Origin of the sequence: Pseudophaeobacter arcticus DSM 23566 (assembly GCF_000473205.1) — a bacterium.
Classification (GTDB): domain Bacteria; phylum Pseudomonadota; class Alphaproteobacteria; order Rhodobacterales; family Rhodobacteraceae; genus Pseudophaeobacter; species Pseudophaeobacter arcticus.
In genome coordinates this window covers 165865-181409 of sequence record NZ_AXBF01000004.1, presented here as the reverse complement: position 1 = coordinate 181409, position 15545 = coordinate 165865, and the positions used below count along the sequence as shown (strand labels likewise).

The window sequence follows — 15545 nt, the reverse complement described above, 5'->3', positions numbered from 1 at the left end:
GTCAAATGTATTGGCCAGATATGCGGGGTTTTCCAGCCCAAAAACGCCACCAAGTCCGTCGCCGCTTGGGCCGGCGAAAGGCCGGGGGTGTCCGTCAGGCCTGGAAACGGTGGATCAATGCGACAGCAGCACTGGCACGTCGTTTTCGCCAATCACATCCGTCGTCACGCCGCCAAACACATCGTGGCTGAATTTCGAGTGTTCAAAGGCGCCCATGATCACGACCTTGGCGCCCTCGTTGCGCGCGGTGGTCAGAATGGTCTTGGCGATGGATTTATGGCGCGATCTCACCAGCAGATTTTCCTGGATCCCGTGGCGTTCAAGGTTGCGCAACCGCACCTCACTGCCCGGCGCCGGGGCCACATAGCCATCGGGGACCACCAGCACCGGGCGGCCGCTGCGCAGGGCGATCAGGTCCGGGTTGGCTGACAGATGTTCTTCGTTCTCAATATGGCTATGGGCTCCGGTCACAACCAGATCAAAGGGTCGTGCATAGGCCGACAGCGAGACGCCCCCAGACAGGTTCAGATCGACATGGGTCTTCCTTTCCGAGGCGGTAGGCCGACCGCTGATGCCAAGCCACGGCGCGGGGCCTGACCAGAGAATTTCCGATTAGCCCTGCGAGAACGGAAAAGGCAAAGATCATCAGAGCGACGATCTCGATCGGGCCCATTTTCAGCGCCAGAATGGCCAGCGGGGCTGAAACCGTGATCAAAACGATGTCGCTGAAGGTGTCCCCGGTAATCGACGAAAACAGGGCCATCTTGGTGGCTTTCAGCGGCTTGCCCTGTTTGGCCAGCGGATAGCCATCCAGGGCGGTTGCGGCGGCGTCCGGGGTGCCGGGGGTGTTCATCAACACCGCAGGCACCGCGCCGCCGACAAGCCCGCCTTTGTTGACACCGACGAGAAACGAAATTGCCACCAGCGGGTCGAGCGCAAATGTAAAAGGGATCGCGATGGCCATGGCCATGATCGGGCCAATGCCAGGCACCGCGCCGACGAGGGCAAGGACGATGGAAATGACATTGGGAAGCGTCTTTGGGGCCAGGTTGCTGCCTGTGACTGTCTCTACGTAGTTGGGCACCACCAGGAAATACATGGCAAGTCCAAAGAGCAGAAAGAAAACGCCGGATACACGATCAGCCGAATAGTGCATATGGTCCTCCTGAAAATGGGGGAGCCCTCGCGTCCGGGACGCAAGGGCACAGGGCTTACTTGGCGAACAGGACCTTGGCCGCAGCCAGACCGTCTTGCATCATTTTATGCGCGCCTCAGGACCCTGATCCGTCACCCCCAAAAGCATCCCATGCCCGGGGTTTCTGGGCCGGGGATTTTGCCTTCACAAGCGGGTTGACTCATAATAGTTATTAGAAATAACTATAAGCATAAATCGCAACTGGGGATCGCAGATACACTCCGGTAGAGCAATCGTACCGATCGCGGTCTTGGGGCAGATTCCAGGCCGCATCTGGCCAGGCAGGGTGCCGAGGCATCAGCCTGCGACGCGCCTCGACTGTTGCGAACCCCAAGGACCAAACGGATTAAAGATGAAAGCTTTCAAGGCACCCCTGGATGATATCCTGTTCTCGCTGAACCATGTGGCCGGTGCCGGAGATGTCGCCACTTGGGACGCTGATCTGGGCGCTGAGATCGGGCAATATTTCGCCAGCTTTGCCGAGGGTGAAATCGCCCCGCTGGATGCGTCAGGCGACCGTCAGGGGTGTCGACTGGAGGACGGCCGCGTCGCAATGCCGGACGGCTTTGGCGCCTTGTATCAAAGCTATGCAGAACAGGGTTGGCCCGGACTCACCGCGCCCGAGGCCTATGGTGGGCAGGAGCTGGGCGCGCTGATGCTGGCTGTCACCTCCGAGCTGTTTTCCGGCGCCAATCACAGTCTTCAAATGGTCACGGGGCTGGTGCCGGGGGCTATACGCACCTTGATGCGCTTTGGCACCGATGATCAAAAGACCCGCCATATTCCACCGCTCGCTTCGGGGGAAACGCTGGCCACCATGTGCCTGACAGAACCGGGTGCAGGGTCGGACCTGTCACGCCTGCGTTGCCGGGCGGTGCAAGGCGACGATGGCTGGTGGATCAATGGCGAAAAGATATTTATCTCGGGCGGGGATCAGGACATGAGCGCGCATATCCTGCACCTCGTTCTGGCGCGGACTTCTGACAATGGTATCAAGGGGTTGTCACTGTTTCTCTGCCCCTGTACCGGCGCGGATGGCCGCCGCAACGGTGTCAGCGTCACACGGATCGAAGAAAAGATGGGGCTGCATGCTTCGCCCACTTGCCAATTGGCCTTTGACAGTGCCGAAGCCGAGCTGATCGGCACCGAGGGCAGGGGCCTGGCCGCGATGTTCACCATGATGAATCATGCCCGCGCCGATGTTGCCTTGCAGGGGGTTGCCCATGCCGCGCGGGCCTACGACATCGCCGCAAGCTATGCCGCCGAACGGGTGCAGGGACGCGGCGCGGATGGGGGCTCAGCAGTGCTGGCGGCTCATGCCGATGTGGACCGGATGCTGCGCGAGATCGACGCGCTGGCCATGGGCGGGCGCGCCATGGCGCATTTGGCCTGTGTCACGATGGAGGCGGGTGAAAACCCCGATCTGGTCGAATTTCTGACGCCCGTCGCCAAGGTCTATTGCACCGAAGCGGGCACCCGCGCAGCCCAATTGGGCATGCAAGTTCTGGGCGGCTACGGCTATCTGCAGGAATACCGGTTGGAGCAAACCTATCGCGATGCCCGGATCACCGCGATCTATGAGGGTGCCAACGGAATCCACGCAAAAATGCTGGTCACACGCCTGTTGGCCAGTCCGGCGGCAGATGCCTTTGAGACCTTCGTTCAGGGTGAGGCGCAAAGCCAGCAAGACGATTCGATCACCACCTGCCTGAAACTCTGGCAAGGGGCGCGAGACACTGTCCGCGCGCAGCCCGACCCCAGCCCCATGGCGCATGATTTTATGACGCTGACGTCAGAAATACTCTTGCAGTGCCTGTTTGCCCGGATGGTGCGGGTGGCAGATGCGCATCCCAGCCCGGAGCGGATCAAACGCACCGCCGGGCAAGCCCTGCAACGCGGGCGACCCATGATGCGGGCCGCTGCCGAGCTGATCACCGCTGCGGCCTAACGCCATGCGCCGTCTTCGCGCTTGTATTACAACGGTCATAGGAACCCAGGGTTCTGAAACAAACTAATAATGTCAGTAACTTGCTGGGAAAGTGGCAGCCCGTAGGGGAGTCGAACCCCTCTTTTCAGGTTGAAAACCTGACGTCCTAACCGATAGACGAACGGGCCACTGTTGGTGTCGGTGTATTACTTAGTCACTGGCGGTTGCGCAAGGGCTAAAATTTTAAAACACCGAGTTTTCTACATCCCTGTTCGACCCGGGTTAAGTACCTGAACAAACGTGAATAATCCCCGGATATAGGGGTTTGCCCGCGCTGCAAATTCAGATCTTTTCTTTGATTGCGCAAAACACCCCGTGCCCCATCACCAGTCTGTCGCCAGCAAGTTCAGGCAGACAGGTCGCGACAGAGATCCGGGATCCTTTGGCCAGGGCTCAGCGGTCTGGCAAGCCTCATCTCCGCGCATTTTCCCGGGAATCCCTTTATCTCCTTTCACAAACCCCTCAGACGGACTAGGCATCCCTATCTTCGCTTTTTCGGGGCAAACCATGGCGCAAAAATCCACCATCTACAAAGTCGAGCTGTCCGTATCCGACATGGATCGTCACTATTATGAGACCCACAAGCTGACCGTCGCCAAACATCCTTCGGAGACGGACGAACGGTTGATGGTGCGCCTTCTTGCCTTTGCCTTGAACGCAGATGAGCATTTGGAACTGACCAAGGGGCTGTCAACGGATGACGAGCCCGATATCTGGCAAAAAAGCCTCAGCGGCGAGCTGGAATTATGGGTGGCGCTGGGACTGCCGAGCGAAAAGGTGGTGCGTCAATCCTGTGGCAAAGCCAAAGAGGTGATTGTCTATTGTTACGGCGGCAGAACGGCCGAGACCTGGTGGGAGAAGATCAAAAACAGCACCACCCGGTTTGATAACCTCAAGGTTATCAATCTCTCGGAGGCGGACACCCAAGGTCTGGAAAAACTTGCGAGCCGCTCAATGAAACTGCAGGTGAATATCCAGGATGGCGAGGTGATGGTGAGCGTTGATGACGCCATCCATTACGTGACCCCGACCACCTGGAAAGACGCCGACCATTGATCGGCGCCTGATTACTTTGCAGAACTGGGCGCCACAGTGCGCCACTCCGAGATCGCTTCCAGCTGGGCCGCCAGTTGCATCACGCGACCATCCTGACCAAAGCCACCGACAATTTGCACCCCGATGGGCAGGCCTTCGGCGGTTTGATGCACGGGCAGGGTCATGGCGGGTTGGCCAGAGGCGTTAAACGGCACGGAAAAGGGGCTGAGATCGAGCAGCAGCTCGACAAAGGGGTCAAACTCCAGCTCCTGATCCAGACTGGTCAGCCCAAGCGCATGTGCAGGGCCGTTTGTGGCTGCGGTCAGCAGAATGTCGTAGCGATCAAAGAAGGCGCTCATCTTGCGGACTTCGATATTCACCGCAGCATAGCGGGCCAGATACTGGTGCAGCGACACCCCGGCAGCATAGCGCATGGTGCGTTGGGTCATCGGCTCGAACCCTTCCATCGGTCCGGCGGCGAACTCGGGCGGGAAGAAACCTGCCAGCGAGCCCACCAGCAGGCGGAAGGCCTGGGATGTGAGTTCCGCAAAGTTGAAATCAGGTCGCGCCTCTTCGACGATATGGCCAAGGTCGCTCAGCTTTTTGGCGGTCAGCGACACCGCCTGGGCGCTGGCGGAATGGATTGCCTTGCCGTCAAACCGATCCGTCAGAAACCCAATCCGCAGCGTACCGGGGGCGCGTTTCAACAGGGCCTCAAACCCCCCTTCAGGGGTGGCGGTGAAATAGGGGCAACCCTGATCAGGACCAGCGGTGACATCCAGCAAGGCGGCGCAGTCGCGCACGGTTCGGGTCACCGCATGTTCGTGGCTCATGCCAAAATTTGGATCCCCCCGATGAGGACCAATGGCGTTGACGCCCCGCGTTGGTTTCAACCCCACCAGCCCATTATAGGCCGCAGGGATCCGGATCGACCCGGCGCTATCGGTGGCATGGGCGGCGGGCAGCATACCGCTGGAAACCGCAGCAGCAGCGCCCCCGCTGGATCCCCCCGCGCTGAGATCCGTGTTCCAGGGATTGCGGGTTTTACCCCAGGCTTTGCTTTCCGTGGTGATGGTCAGGCCAAACTCTGGCGAAGCCGTGCGCCCGAGCAGCCCAAAACCCGCAGCGCGCAGGCGCGAAACGGTGGTGGAATCAAACCCCATATCGGTGCCGCGAAACATCTCGCTGCCATTGGAGAGCGCCATACCCTTGGCCGGCGCATGCAGGTCTTTCAGCAGATAGGGCATGCCAGTGAAACGAGAGGTCTCGGCTGTTTTATCCAGCGCATCCAGGGCCTCTTCGAACTGGGTGAGGACAACCGCGTTGATCGCCGGGTTCTGAGCCTCGATTTGCGCGATGGCAGAGAGCAAAATTTCCCGGCGCGAGATCTCGCCCGCCCCGGCCAGAGCCGCCAAGCCAACCAGATCCTGCTGCAGCCATTCGTCACGATTTAACATTCAAAATCTCCTCAGTCATATTTGCGCCAGACACGATATTCAGGATCACTGCATCCGCCTCACTGACCGACACATAGGCGTGGGCCATGGCCGCGTCGTAATAAACGCTGTCGCCGGTCTCGAGCCTGATCGGCTCATAGAGCTCGGAATGCAGTTCCACCGCGCCGGAAAGAACAATCACCAGCTCTTCGCCGCCATGGCGAATGGGGGCGGAAAATTCAGAAATGTCACGGGCGGTAACAGTGGCATAGGTGGCATCAATCAGCCGGTTCTTCAGCTGTGTCGCGATTGGCTCAAACAGGTAGTTCTCGGCTTGCAGCCTTGGCAGCTCTGACCGCCGCGACACGGTCAACCGGCCTGTGGGCGATGGTTTTGGCGTCTGCGCGGAGGCCCCGTCCAGGATAGAAACGATATCGGTATCCAACCCTGCTGCAAGCTTGAGCATCACATCATAGGTTGGGGACAGGTTGGAATTTTCAATCTTGGAAATTGTCGACAAGGCCAGGCCAGAAGCTTCCGACACCTGTTTCAAGGTCAGTTTCTGCGATTGCCTCAGGCTTTGCACCATGGCGCCAAAGGCGGCGCGCTTGTCCTGAAAGTCTTCGGAAGTGTGGGTCTTGGACATGACGATTTTCCGATACGAAAATATTCTTGACATTTTTCCTATCATCAAACGATCCTGCAAACAAGGAGAACAGATGATCTGGATCGTGCTCATAACCTTTGCTCTGGCGGCAGTGATGTCTGGCGTTGCCATCAGCTATGTTGCCGGGGCGGCGGCGGTTCTGGCCTTTGTCCTGACCGATCATGCGGCCTATCTCGGCATTCTACCGCAGCGCATTTTCAGCCAGATTGATGTCTTTACCTTTCTGGCCATGCCGCTGTTCATTCTGGCTGGTGAAACCATGACCAAAGGCGGTGTGACGCGGGTGCTGATTGACCTGGCCATGCTGCTGGTGGGGCGATTGAAAGGCGGGCTTGGCTATGTGAACATCGCCTCAAGTGTGTTCCTGGCAGGCATTTCCGGCTCGGCCGTGGCGGATGCGGCTGCCACCACCAATACGCTGGTCCCGGCGATGACAGAACGGGGATATCGCAGCGAATTTGCTGCGGCTCTGACGGCCGCCAGCTGTGTTATCGGCCCAATCATTCCGCCCAGCATCGTGATGATCTTTTATGCGGCCCTGATGAATGTCTCGGTGGCCGCCCTGTTTGCCGGGGGGATTGTTCCCGGCCTGCTGATGGCGGTTTTCCTCGGCGCCTATAACTTCTGGATCGCCCGCAGGGAAGACCATCCCGGCGGCACCGCAGAGACCCTGCCGCCGGTCAAACCCACTGTTTTACGAGCCCTGCCGGCCCTGCTAATCCCCATCACCATCGTTTCAGGCATCGTCTTTGGCATCGTCACCCCAACCGAGGCCGCCGGCCTTGCCGTCGCCATAACCCTCACGCTGGTGTTTCTCTATGCCTGTTGGGACCGCAACGGCATTGTCGGCGCCTTCAAAATCTCCGCCAAGCTGGCCTCTGGTGCCGTAGAACGCACGGTTATGCTGACAGGTTCGATCTTTATGATCCTGTTTGCGGCGGCGGTTTTTGGCTATCTGATGGGGATCCTGAAGGTGCCGGACCATATCGGCGCCTTGGTCCAAAGCCTTGGTCTGAGCAGCACCTATTACTTTTTGCTCGCCAGCGGCGTAATGTTCCTGGCCGGCATGGTGATGGATATCTCGATGGCCTTGGTTCTGCTGGTGCCGGTGCTGATCCCGGCGGCAATTGCTGGCGGCGCGGATCCGGTACATGTGGGTGTGGTGAGCTGCCTGAACCTGACGCTGGGCCTGATCTCACCACCCTTTGGCGGCTGCCTGATGGTCATATCCGCCGCCAGTGGCGTCAATTACATGCGGCTCAGCCTCGCCATACTGCCCTTTCTCGCGGTGCAGATCGCCCTGCTGATCCTGCTGATTTTCTACCCCGAAATTACCCTCACCCTGCCTCGGGCGCTGGGGCTTGTTCGATAACCAGACCAATTTGGGAGACAATTATGAAACATTTTCTGCTGGCCGCCACCGCCACTCTGCTGACGGCTGCGCCGCTCTGGGCGGATGAGATCAAGATCGCCGTTGGTTGCCCGCCAGTGGCTGCCTGTTCCGACTACGTCTATGCCGAAGATCTGGCCTCCGGCCTGCGCGACCAGGGCCTGGAGGCCAGCGTCTTTGCCAGTGGCGCGCTTGGCAAGGACCCAGAGGTGGTGGACCAGCTGAGCCAGGGGCTGGTGCAGTTTGGCCTGACCAACTTTGTGATGATCAAGGAGGTCGACCCGCGCATTCTCGGCTTTATTGCACCCTATATGTTCGACGATATGGAGCATTTCTTCCGCGCCACCCAGGACACCCAAAGCGAGCTCTTGGAGGGGATCAAAGCCTCGATGCAGGCGCAGGGCATAGGGATCGCTGGCCTGCCCGGATTGGGCGGTACCATGGGTGTGTTCAACGCCAAAACCCCGGTGACCAAAGTCGAAGACATGGCCGGCCTGCGCCTGCGGGCGATTGATGCAACGCAGATAGAACTGTTCAAGAACTGGGGCGTACAGGGCGCTGTGGTTGATATGCCCGAATTTGCCGGTGCGGTGCAGCAGGGCGTTGTTGATGGCTATTACAATCCACCCGTGGTGGCGCTGATCTTTCGCCATACCGAGTTTTTGAAACACTATACTGATATCGGGGCCGGCACCCCGTTCCGCTCGGCTTTGATGTCTGCCGACTGGTATAGCGACCTCAGCGACGCGGATAAGGCAAAGGTGGATCAGGCGGTGGCGCAGGCCAATGCCAAGAACCGCGCCTGGACCGCCAAGGCCGCAGCGGGTGAGCTGGCAGGGCTGGAGAAATCCGGCGTCACCATCTCCACCATGTCACCCGAAGCGCTGGCCGACCTAAAGGCGCGCAGCGAACAGGCCTGGGCCGGGCTCATGCCGGCGGAGTCAGTTGAAGCGTTTCGCGCACTGGCGGCGAAAACCCGGTGATGGCGCTTCTCAATCAGGTAAGCGCGCAGGTAGACCGCGCTTGCCTCCTCTTGGCAAAACTGGCGCTGACGGGCATGGCGCTGACGGTGTTGCTACAGATCTGGGCGCGCTACGGCTTTGACTATCCGTTCAGCTGGACCGAGGAACTGGCGCGCTATCTGATGATCTGGGCTGGGCTGCTGGGGGCGACCTGCGCCTTTAAACGGCGCCTTGATCCGACGGTTGTACAGGTCAACCCCGAAGACAAAGGCCTGCTGCACAGGGCCATTTTTGCCCTGACAGTGGTGATTTTCCTGGCACCGATCCTGTATTATTCCTTTTACGGGCCAAACATGACCTTTGAACGCGGCTTTCTGTGGCGCAGCAGCAATCGGCTGTCGCAGGGGATGGGGATCAATATGGCCCTGGTGGGTGCAATCGTGCCTCTCAGCTGCGCCGTTTTGTTGCTGCATCTTGCGGCGCTTTTGACAAAACACAAGGTGCCTCAATGACCCGCCCAGCTGTGTTCTCCGCTGCGGATATTCACGCGGCCCTTAACCTCAAGGATCTGCGGGAACCGCTGATTGCTGCGATGACTGCGGTATCGCAACAAACCGCAGGCCACCCGCCCCGGTTTGCAGCGCCAGTCAATGCGCAGGGGCGGATGGGCTTGATGTACGGGCATCTGCAGGATCCGCCCGTTCACGGGGCCAAGGTGCTGAGCCTGTTTCCAGATGCACCCGCCGTGGGTCTGTCCAGTCATCAGGGGTTTGTCATGCTGTTCGACAGCCGGGATGGCCGCCCATTGGCCATTTGCGACGCGGATGCTCTTACTGCTTTGCGCACAGCGGCCATGTCGATGCTGGCGACACAGATCCTGGCGCGCCCTGATCCACAGATCATCACGGTCTGCGGCGCCGGCGAGCAGGCCGACTGGCACATTCGCGGCTCTCTGGCCTGGTTCCCTAAGGCCAAAATCCGGATCTGGGCCCGCCGCTTTGACGCCGCCAGGCAGCTGGCGCTGACCTTTGCCGGGGCCTCTGCGCAGGTGACGGCCATGCCGGATCTGCAACAGGCGGTACGGGGCTCGGATGTCATTCACACGGTGACCGCTGCAACACATGCCTTCTTGTGCGGAGACTGGCTGGAGCCCGGTCAGCATATCAATCTGGTGGGCGCCAGTCTTGCAGACAGCCGCGAGCTGGACGATGCAGGCGTTGCGCGGGTGGCGATGTTTACCGATTCCCGCGAAAGCAGCAGCCGCGAATCCGGCGAGATACTGGGGGCCAAACGTGCCGGAGCCATTGCCGCGGACTACCCGGTCACGGAAATTGGCCAGGTCATCGAGAACCCGCTCTTGGGGCGTGGCGCAGACACAGATATCACGGCCTATAAATCCCACGGGTTGATCGTTCAGGACCTGGTCGCGGGCTATGAGATGTTAAAGCGCAGGGGGTAATTGCCCCTCGCCTAGCCCGGACGCTATACCTTTGGCCTGCGTCACGAGACTGACCTATTAACTAACTGGGCCGACGGCCTTTTCAGCCCTCTTGTCCTGCAACTGACTGGCTGCAAAAGCGCTAAGGGCGACCATCGCGGCTGCGGTTGCAAGGCAGGCAGCCAAGCCGCCCAGTTGATAGGTCAGCCCAGAGAGCACAGTGCCCATCAAGCGGCCTGCCGCGTTTGCCATGTAGTAAAACCCCACATCCATCGTCACCCGCTCGGCCTTGGTAAAGGCCAGGATCAGATAGGAATGCAGCGCGGAATTGACCGCAAAAATCGCCCCAAATACCAGCAACCCAAGGACCAGCGTCACTGTGAGCCACAGCACCGGCTCGCCAGCCAGCGCCACCGCCAAGGCCAGCCCCGCAGGCACCAGGGTCAGTGACATGGCCCATGTGCGTGCTGCCGCGCGCAGCTCGGCTTCGGACCGCGAGGCCGCCTTTAGGATGCGGGGGGAGCAGGCCTGAATGGCACCATATAGGATCACCCAGACCGCCATGAAGCTGCCAATCAGGAAAAATGCCGCCCGGTTGCCCGCTTCGCTGCCATCCGAAAACACCGCGTAGAAATAAACCGGGATACCCACAACAAACCAGATATCGCGGGCGCCAAACAGAAATACCCGCGCGGCTGACAGCCAGTTCACATTGCGTGACTTTGAAAAGACCTCAGCGAATTTTGCCCCTTTGCGGCCCACCGGCAGACCCCTGGGCATGGCCAGAAGAACCGCAACAAGGATCCCTGTGAGGATCACCGCCATGCCAAGGACGGCCCAGGTAAACCCAGCAAAGGTCAGCAGGGCAGCCCCCAGCAAAAAGCCCAGGCCCTTGACCGCATTCTTGGATCCGGTCAGCACCGCGACCCAGCGAAACAGCCCGTCGCCCTGGGTAGGGGCGAGCAGCTTGACGGCGGATTTGGACGACATTTTTGCCAGATCCTTGGCCACGCCGGACAGACCCTGCACCAGCATCACAAAGGTGACAGAGGCGCCGATCTGCCAGCTGGGATCCAGCTGCGTCAGCAACAGCAGGGCAACCACCTGCAGGGCAAGCCCCGCATAAAGCGTCGCCGCCAGCCCAAATCGCGCTGCAATCCATCCTGCGGACAAATTGGTCACCATGCCGGCAATTTCATAAAGCACAAAGAGATAGGCCAGCTGCACCGGCGAAAAACCCAGCGTGTGAAAGTGCAACAGCACCAACATCCGCAAGGCGCCATCCGTCAGCATAAAGGCCCAATACGAGGCCGTGACCGCGATATAGGCCGCCAGTCCGCCCCTGTCTGTCACAGCTGATCCCCAACCATGCGGGCCACATCCACCAGACGGAAAGCATAGCCCATTTCATTGTCATACCAAGCATAGATTTTGACCTGGGTGCCATTGATCACCATGGTCGAGGGCGCGTCGATGATGCTGGAGCGCTGGTCATTGGTGTAATCCGCAGACACCAGCGGGCGGGTCTCATAGCCGAGGATACCTTTGAGCGAACCTTCTTCGGAGGCTGCCTTGAACAGGGCGTTGACCTCTTCTGCGGTGGTTTCGCGCTCCACCTCAAACACACAATCGGTGATCGAGGCATTCAGCAGTGGCACCCGCACCGCATGGCCGTTCAGCTTGCCCTTGAGCTCGGGGTAGATCAGCGTAATCGCCGTGGCGCTGCCGGTGGTGGTCGGGATCAGATTGGTCAGCGCCGAACGTGCCCGGCGCAAATCTTTGGCGGGTCGGTCCACAATAGTCTGGGTGTTGGTCACGTCATGGATGGTGGTGATCGAGCCGTGTTTGATGCCAAGGGATTCGTGGATCACCTTGACCACCGGAGCCAGGCAATTGGTGGTGCAACTGGCGGCGGTGATGATCCGGTGGCGATCTGGCTGGTAGATATCATCATTCACACCAATGACGATATTGGCGGCGTCGCCATCCTTGACGGGGGCAGAGACCACGACCTTTTTGACACCCGCATCAAAATAGGGCGCCAGCTTGGCCTCGGTCTTGAACACCCCGGTGCAGTCAATCACCACGTCAACTCCCTGCAGGGGCAGATCCTCAAGTCGGCGTTCACAATGGGTTGGCAGCCGGGTGCCATTGATGGTGATGGAGGCCGCGTCATGGTGAAACGCGGCGTCCCAGCGACCATGCACCGAGTCAAATTCCAACAGATGCGCGTGCATCTCTGGGCTGCCAACGGCATCGTTGATCCAGGCAATTTCAACACCACTGTCGAGCAGCGGTTTCAGCGCAAGCTTTCCCATTCGGCCGAGGCCGTTCAGAGCATAAACAGTCATGATGTGTCCTATTCAGATGTCAGGTCAGAGGTCAGGTCAGATATTTGGGCGATCTCGTCGACGACACCTTGCAGGGAAATGCGGTCCAACTGGTCAAATGGCAGAGCGGCAAACCCCTGCAGACGATGCAACAACACCCCGTAGGCCTGATGGAACGCGAGGCTTTTTTCGGCATCGGTACCGGTGGCCTTGACCGGGTCGGGCATACCCCAATGGGCGCTGATCGGTTGACCATCCCAGGTGGGGCATTGCTCATTTGCGGCCTGGTCACAGACGGTAAAGACAAAGTCGAACTGCGGCGCATCCTCGCCCATGAACTCCTCGATGTTCTTGGACCGTAAGCCGCTGACATCATGGCCTTTGGATTTGAGCATCTCCAGCGCAATAGGGTTGAGACTGGAGTGCGGCGTGGTGCCGGCTGAAAAGACCTGGAATCGATCCTGACCTTTTGAATTCAGGATCGCCTCAGCAAAAATGGAGCGGGCGGAATTGCCCGTACATATAAAGAGAACGTTGTATTTCCGGTCAGTCATTTGTCTTTCCTCTGACGCAGCAGACTGCTGAAAGGATGTGCACAAATCCGGGCGGCCCCTACAGCAGTCCAGATAAAGCGCGTCGAGCGTTTCACGTGTCGTATTCATATTGACCTGATACCGCAGCCAGGTGCCGGCGCGGGTTTTGGTCACCAGATCCGCCTGCATCAAAGCAGAAAGATATGACGATAATGTGCTGGCCTTAATGTCCAAAACCGCGCTGATCTCCCCGGCGGGGACATGATCGGGATAGCGCCGCATCAGCAAGCGGAACACCGCAAGGCGCTGGGGGTGCCCAAGGACGGATAAGCGGAGGGGAATCTGTTTTTCCATATTTCACGTATTATCGAAATAGATAATCTGTGGCAATGGGGTTTGTGCCAAAATTTAGCGCAGCGCCGGGGCGTGCACTGCAGTTTGGCAAGAGGCAGACGTGTTTAGCCCTGATCAAAATCACCGATCAGGGCTGCCACCTATCGGGTGTTAGCTATGGCCCGGGAACCTGCTGCGGGTGCGATTGGCAAAGGCCACCAGTGACAGCATGACCGGCACTTCGACCAGTACCCCGACAACGGTGGCCAGGGCTGCGCCGGAGTTCAGGCCAAACAGGCTGATCGCAACCGCCACGGCCAACTCAAAAAAGTTTGAGGTGGCAATCATCGCGCAGGGGGCTGCGATACGGTGCGGAACCTTCAGCGCATGGGCTGCCCCATAGGCGATCGCAAACATGCCGTAGCTTTGAATCAGGATCGGCACCGCAATCAGCGCAATCACCATGGGCTTGGCCAGAATGACCTCACCCTGAAGCCCAAACAGGATCACCACGGTGGCGATCAAGCCGATGACGGACAAAGGTTTGACGCGGGCCATAAAGGCATCAATCCGCTCCTGTGATCCCAGAATGCGCCGGGTGAGGAGGCCTGCAATCAAAGGCAGCACCACATACAGCAGGGTGGCCAGAACCAGGGTAGACCAGGGCACCGAGATATCGGTGACGCCCAGCAGAAAGGCCACGATCGGGGCAAAGGCCACCACCATGATCAGATCATTCACCGAGACCTGCACCAGCGTATAGGTGGCATCCCCGCGGGTGAGCTGCGACCAGACAAAAACCATGGCGGTACAGGGCGCCGCCCCCAACAGGATCAACCCGGCGGTATATTGCGCGGCATCTTCTGGCGTGATCCAGGGCGCGAACAGGGTGTCAAAAAACAACACCGCCAGAAAGGCCATGGTAAAGGGTTTGATCAGCCAGTTGACCACAAGCGTCACCACCAAACCCTTGGGTTGGCGGGCAACGCCAGAGACCGCGCCAAAATCAACGCCAACCATCATCGGATAAACCATGGCCCAGATCAGCACCGCCACAACCAGGTTGATCGAATAGACCTCGGCTGCAGCAATGGCATTGACCAGACCCGGCGCAAAAGCGCCCAGTGCGATGCCTGCGCCCATGGCAAGCGCAATCCAGACGGTCAGGTAGCGTTCAAAAAATCCAATAGCAGAATCGGGTGGGGCAGGGGGGAGGGTCATGGAAAAATCCTTTGAGGCCATGGCCGCCCAGGGGCCGCCCGGTTCACTGCCTCGCCCAGATACAAGCACGGGGCGCTCAAACCAAGTTTTTTATGCAGCCTTGCTCAAACGTTCTCCGCGAGCGGCGGCCACATTGTTATGGCCTCGATAACGGGCATCAAGGAAGAAGCACCGCCCAGCGTGAAACCCCTGCCTAAAGCAGCGCCTCATAGCGCCGCTCATTGTCCTCGGTCTCCGGGTATTTTGCCAGAACCTCCTCGCGGCTCATGAAAAAGGAAACCTCTGAGGCGTCATTGCTGATCTTCTTTTGGCTGACCAGATCGTTCACAATGGGCCAAGCCTGCCAAAACGTATCCCAGCTTGGGCTTGGCTTGCATCCCAGCGTTTCAAAGGCGGCGGCGACGTCAAAGGCGTCTTTGTTTTCCAACGGGATCATGATCAGTCTATTTTTGCTTTTGGCATGCTCAAAAAAGCGCAAGTTATTGGTCCAGTTGCGTTCAACTGTGTCAGGAGCCATGCCCCATGGCTTGATATTCCCATGGGAATTGATGACTTTTTCAAGCGGGCGGTAGGTTGCAATCACAATCGCATCCGGAAAGCCGTCAAGCAAAGTATAGGCATCGTCATCAACCCCTGGATCCTCAAATTTCAGGGCCTCCAGTTGGTGAACCGTCACAAAATCTTCAATCTTTTCTTGTTGTTTGAAGAATGAATAGGCTGGTGACCAATCTCCTTGATGAGATTCCCGCGCAGAATGGACACGCGCCAAGGGTTCAGGCTCCTTGCCGCCGAGAAGTGCAGTTATGAGCTGGATCGAAAACTCACTTCCCGACCTGCTCCCTGCTGCAAATAGAATTCTCATTGAAAGGCACCTAGAAAATTTTCGTTCCCAAGTTTTTTACAGCTTCTTAAAGGACTCGCAAGTGGTCGGCGCTCTTCCACTGGTGCTAAGTGTTTCAGAAATCTTCAATGACCCCAGATCTGAAATCCAGCCGCCCGATTGACACAGACGGCGCAA

General features: G+C 58.7%; 15 protein-coding genes and 1 tRNA gene. 6 read left to right on the top strand and 10 right to left on the bottom strand.

Going from position 1 to position 15545, the window contains the following annotated elements:
- Nucleotides 1–114 precede the first annotated feature (114 nt).
- Together ARCT_RS25065 and ARCT_RS0100870 are read right to left on the bottom strand one after the other, a co-directional pair.
- Nucleotides 115–471 (bottom strand): universal stress protein, encoded by a 357-nt coding sequence (locus ARCT_RS25065; RefSeq protein ID WP_051360485.1) that lies wholly within the window; start codon nucleotides 469–471, stop codon nucleotides 115–117.
- 7 nt (nucleotides 472–478) lie between these two features.
- Nucleotides 479–1156, bottom strand: a complete 678-nt coding sequence (locus tag ARCT_RS0100870; RefSeq protein ID WP_027238412.1) for a tripartite tricarboxylate transporter permease — start codon at nucleotides 1154–1156, stop codon at nucleotides 479–481.
- 391 nt (nucleotides 1157–1547) lie between these two features.
- Here ARCT_RS0100870 and ARCT_RS0100865 point away from each other — a divergent pair, with 391 nt between their 5' ends.
- The gene (locus ARCT_RS0100865) at nucleotides 1548–3143 is read left to right on the top strand and encodes an acyl-CoA dehydrogenase family protein (protein WP_027238411.1); all 1596 of its coding nucleotides are present in this window, start codon (nucleotides 1548–1550) and stop codon (nucleotides 3141–3143) included.
- Nucleotides 3144–3235: 92 nt separating this feature from the next.
- Here ARCT_RS0100865 and ARCT_RS0100860 read toward each other — a convergent pair.
- Nucleotides 3236–3310 (bottom strand) — tRNA-Glu (locus ARCT_RS0100860).
- Between the two features lie 379 nt (nucleotides 3311–3689).
- On the opposite strand from ARCT_RS0100860, the gene ARCT_RS0100855 reads away from it, so the two are divergent.
- Entirely contained in the window at nucleotides 3690–4238 is a 549-nt protein-coding gene (locus ARCT_RS0100855) for a YaeQ family protein (protein WP_027238410.1), read from the top strand.
- Between the two features lie 11 nt (nucleotides 4239–4249).
- On the opposite strand, the gene ARCT_RS0100850 is transcribed toward ARCT_RS0100855, so the two are convergent.
- Nucleotides 4250–5674, bottom strand: a complete 1425-nt coding sequence (locus ARCT_RS0100850; RefSeq protein WP_027238409.1) for an amidase — start codon at nucleotides 5672–5674, stop codon at nucleotides 4250–4252.
- The gene (locus ARCT_RS0100845) at nucleotides 5661–6299 is read right to left on the bottom strand and encodes a helix-turn-helix domain-containing protein (protein ID WP_036783803.1); all 639 of its coding nucleotides are present in this window, start codon (nucleotides 6297–6299) and stop codon (nucleotides 5661–5663) included. Before ARCT_RS0100845 ends, ARCT_RS0100850 begins: the two co-directional genes overlap by 14 nt.
- Before the next feature lie 73 nt (nucleotides 6300–6372).
- Between ARCT_RS0100845 and ARCT_RS0100840 the strand changes: the two genes are divergently transcribed.
- From ARCT_RS0100840 to ARCT_RS0100825, 4 genes are read left to right on the top strand one after another with little or no spacing between them, the layout of a single operon-like run.
- Complete coding sequence (locus ARCT_RS0100840) at nucleotides 6373–7692, top strand: TRAP transporter large permease (RefSeq protein ID WP_027238407.1); 1320 nt, start codon at nucleotides 6373–6375, stop codon at nucleotides 7690–7692.
- Nucleotides 7693–7715: 23 nt separating this feature from the next.
- Entirely contained in the window at nucleotides 7716–8693 is a 978-nt protein-coding gene (locus ARCT_RS0100835) for a TRAP transporter substrate-binding protein (protein WP_027238406.1), read from the top strand.
- On the top strand, nucleotides 8693–9184 hold the full coding sequence (locus tag ARCT_RS0100830) for a TRAP transporter small permease (RefSeq protein ID WP_027238405.1): 492 nt from the start codon (nucleotides 8693–8695) through the stop codon (nucleotides 9182–9184). The genes ARCT_RS0100835 and ARCT_RS0100830 overlap by 1 nt, the downstream gene beginning before the upstream one ends.
- Nucleotides 9181–10131, top strand: a complete 951-nt coding sequence (locus ARCT_RS0100825; RefSeq protein ID WP_027238404.1) for an ornithine cyclodeaminase family protein — start codon at nucleotides 9181–9183, stop codon at nucleotides 10129–10131. The genes ARCT_RS0100830 and ARCT_RS0100825 overlap by 4 nt, the downstream gene beginning before the upstream one ends.
- Nucleotides 10132–10188: 57 nt before the next feature.
- Here the strand turns inward: ARCT_RS0100825 and arsJ are convergent, their stop codons facing one another.
- From arsJ to ARCT_RS0100800, 5 genes are all read right to left on the bottom strand, one after another.
- Nucleotides 10189–11463, bottom strand: coding sequence for an organoarsenical effux MFS transporter ArsJ (gene arsJ, locus ARCT_RS0100820; RefSeq protein WP_027238403.1), 1275 nt, complete (start codon nucleotides 11461–11463; stop codon nucleotides 10189–10191).
- Nucleotides 11460–12461 carry an ArsJ-associated glyceraldehyde-3-phosphate dehydrogenase gene (locus ARCT_RS0100815; protein ID WP_027238402.1) on the bottom strand — a complete coding sequence of 334 codons (1002 nt, stop codon included), beginning with the start codon at nucleotides 12459–12461 and terminating at the stop codon, nucleotides 11460–11462. The genes arsJ and ARCT_RS0100815 overlap by 4 nt, the downstream gene beginning before the upstream one ends.
- A gap of 8 nt (nucleotides 12462–12469) precedes the next feature.
- Nucleotides 12470–13327 carry an arsenate reductase/protein-tyrosine-phosphatase family protein gene (locus tag ARCT_RS0100810; RefSeq protein ID WP_027238401.1) on the bottom strand — a complete coding sequence of 286 codons (858 nt, stop codon included), beginning with the start codon at nucleotides 13325–13327 and terminating at the stop codon, nucleotides 12470–12472.
- Between the two features lie 150 nt (nucleotides 13328–13477).
- Nucleotides 13478–14527, bottom strand: coding sequence for an ACR3 family arsenite efflux transporter (gene arsB / locus ARCT_RS0100805; RefSeq protein WP_027238400.1), 1050 nt, complete (start codon nucleotides 14525–14527; stop codon nucleotides 13478–13480).
- 193 nt (nucleotides 14528–14720) lie between these two features.
- The gene (locus tag ARCT_RS0100800) at nucleotides 14721–15389 is read right to left on the bottom strand and encodes a hypothetical protein (RefSeq protein ID WP_154665275.1); all 669 of its coding nucleotides are present in this window, start codon (nucleotides 15387–15389) and stop codon (nucleotides 14721–14723) included.
- Between the last annotated feature and the right edge of the window lie 156 nt (nucleotides 15390–15545).

Coding starts and splice junctions, on each gene's coding strand:
- ARCT_RS0100830 (WP_027238405.1), top strand. CDS start 8,693: ATGGCGCTTCTCAATCAGGTAAGCGCGCAGGTAGACCGCGCTTGCCTC.
- ARCT_RS0100810 (WP_027238401.1), bottom strand. CDS start 13,327: ATGGAAAAACAGATTCCCCTCCGCTTATCCGTCCTTGGGCACCCCCAG.
- ARCT_RS0100865 (WP_027238411.1), top strand. CDS start 1,548: ATGAAAGCTTTCAAGGCACCCCTGGATGATATCCTGTTCTCGCTGAAC.
- ARCT_RS0100855 (WP_027238410.1), top strand. CDS start 3,690: ATGGCGCAAAAATCCACCATCTACAAAGTCGAGCTGTCCGTATCCGAC.
- ARCT_RS0100845 (WP_036783803.1), bottom strand. CDS start 6,299: ATGTCCAAGACCCACACTTCCGAAGACTTTCAGGACAAGCGCGCCGCC.
- ARCT_RS0100850 (WP_027238409.1), bottom strand. CDS start 5,674: ATGTTAAATCGTGACGAATGGCTGCAGCAGGATCTGGTTGGCTTGGCG.
- arsB (WP_027238400.1), bottom strand. CDS start 14,527: ATGACCCTCCCCCCTGCCCCACCCGATTCTGCTATTGGATTTTTTGAA.
- ARCT_RS0100870 (WP_027238412.1), bottom strand. CDS start 1,156: ATGCACTATTCGGCTGATCGTGTATCCGGCGTTTTCTTTCTGCTCTTT.
- ARCT_RS0100835 (WP_027238406.1), top strand. CDS start 7,716: ATGAAACATTTTCTGCTGGCCGCCACCGCCACTCTGCTGACGGCTGCG.
- ARCT_RS0100800 (WP_154665275.1), bottom strand. CDS start 15,389: ATGAGAATTCTATTTGCAGCAGGGAGCAGGTCGGGAAGTGAGTTTTCG.
- ARCT_RS0100840 (WP_027238407.1), top strand. CDS start 6,373: ATGATCTGGATCGTGCTCATAACCTTTGCTCTGGCGGCAGTGATGTCT.
- ARCT_RS0100825 (WP_027238404.1), top strand. CDS start 9,181: ATGACCCGCCCAGCTGTGTTCTCCGCTGCGGATATTCACGCGGCCCTT.
- ARCT_RS0100815 (WP_027238402.1), bottom strand. CDS start 12,461: ATGACTGTTTATGCTCTGAACGGCCTCGGCCGAATGGGAAAGCTTGCG.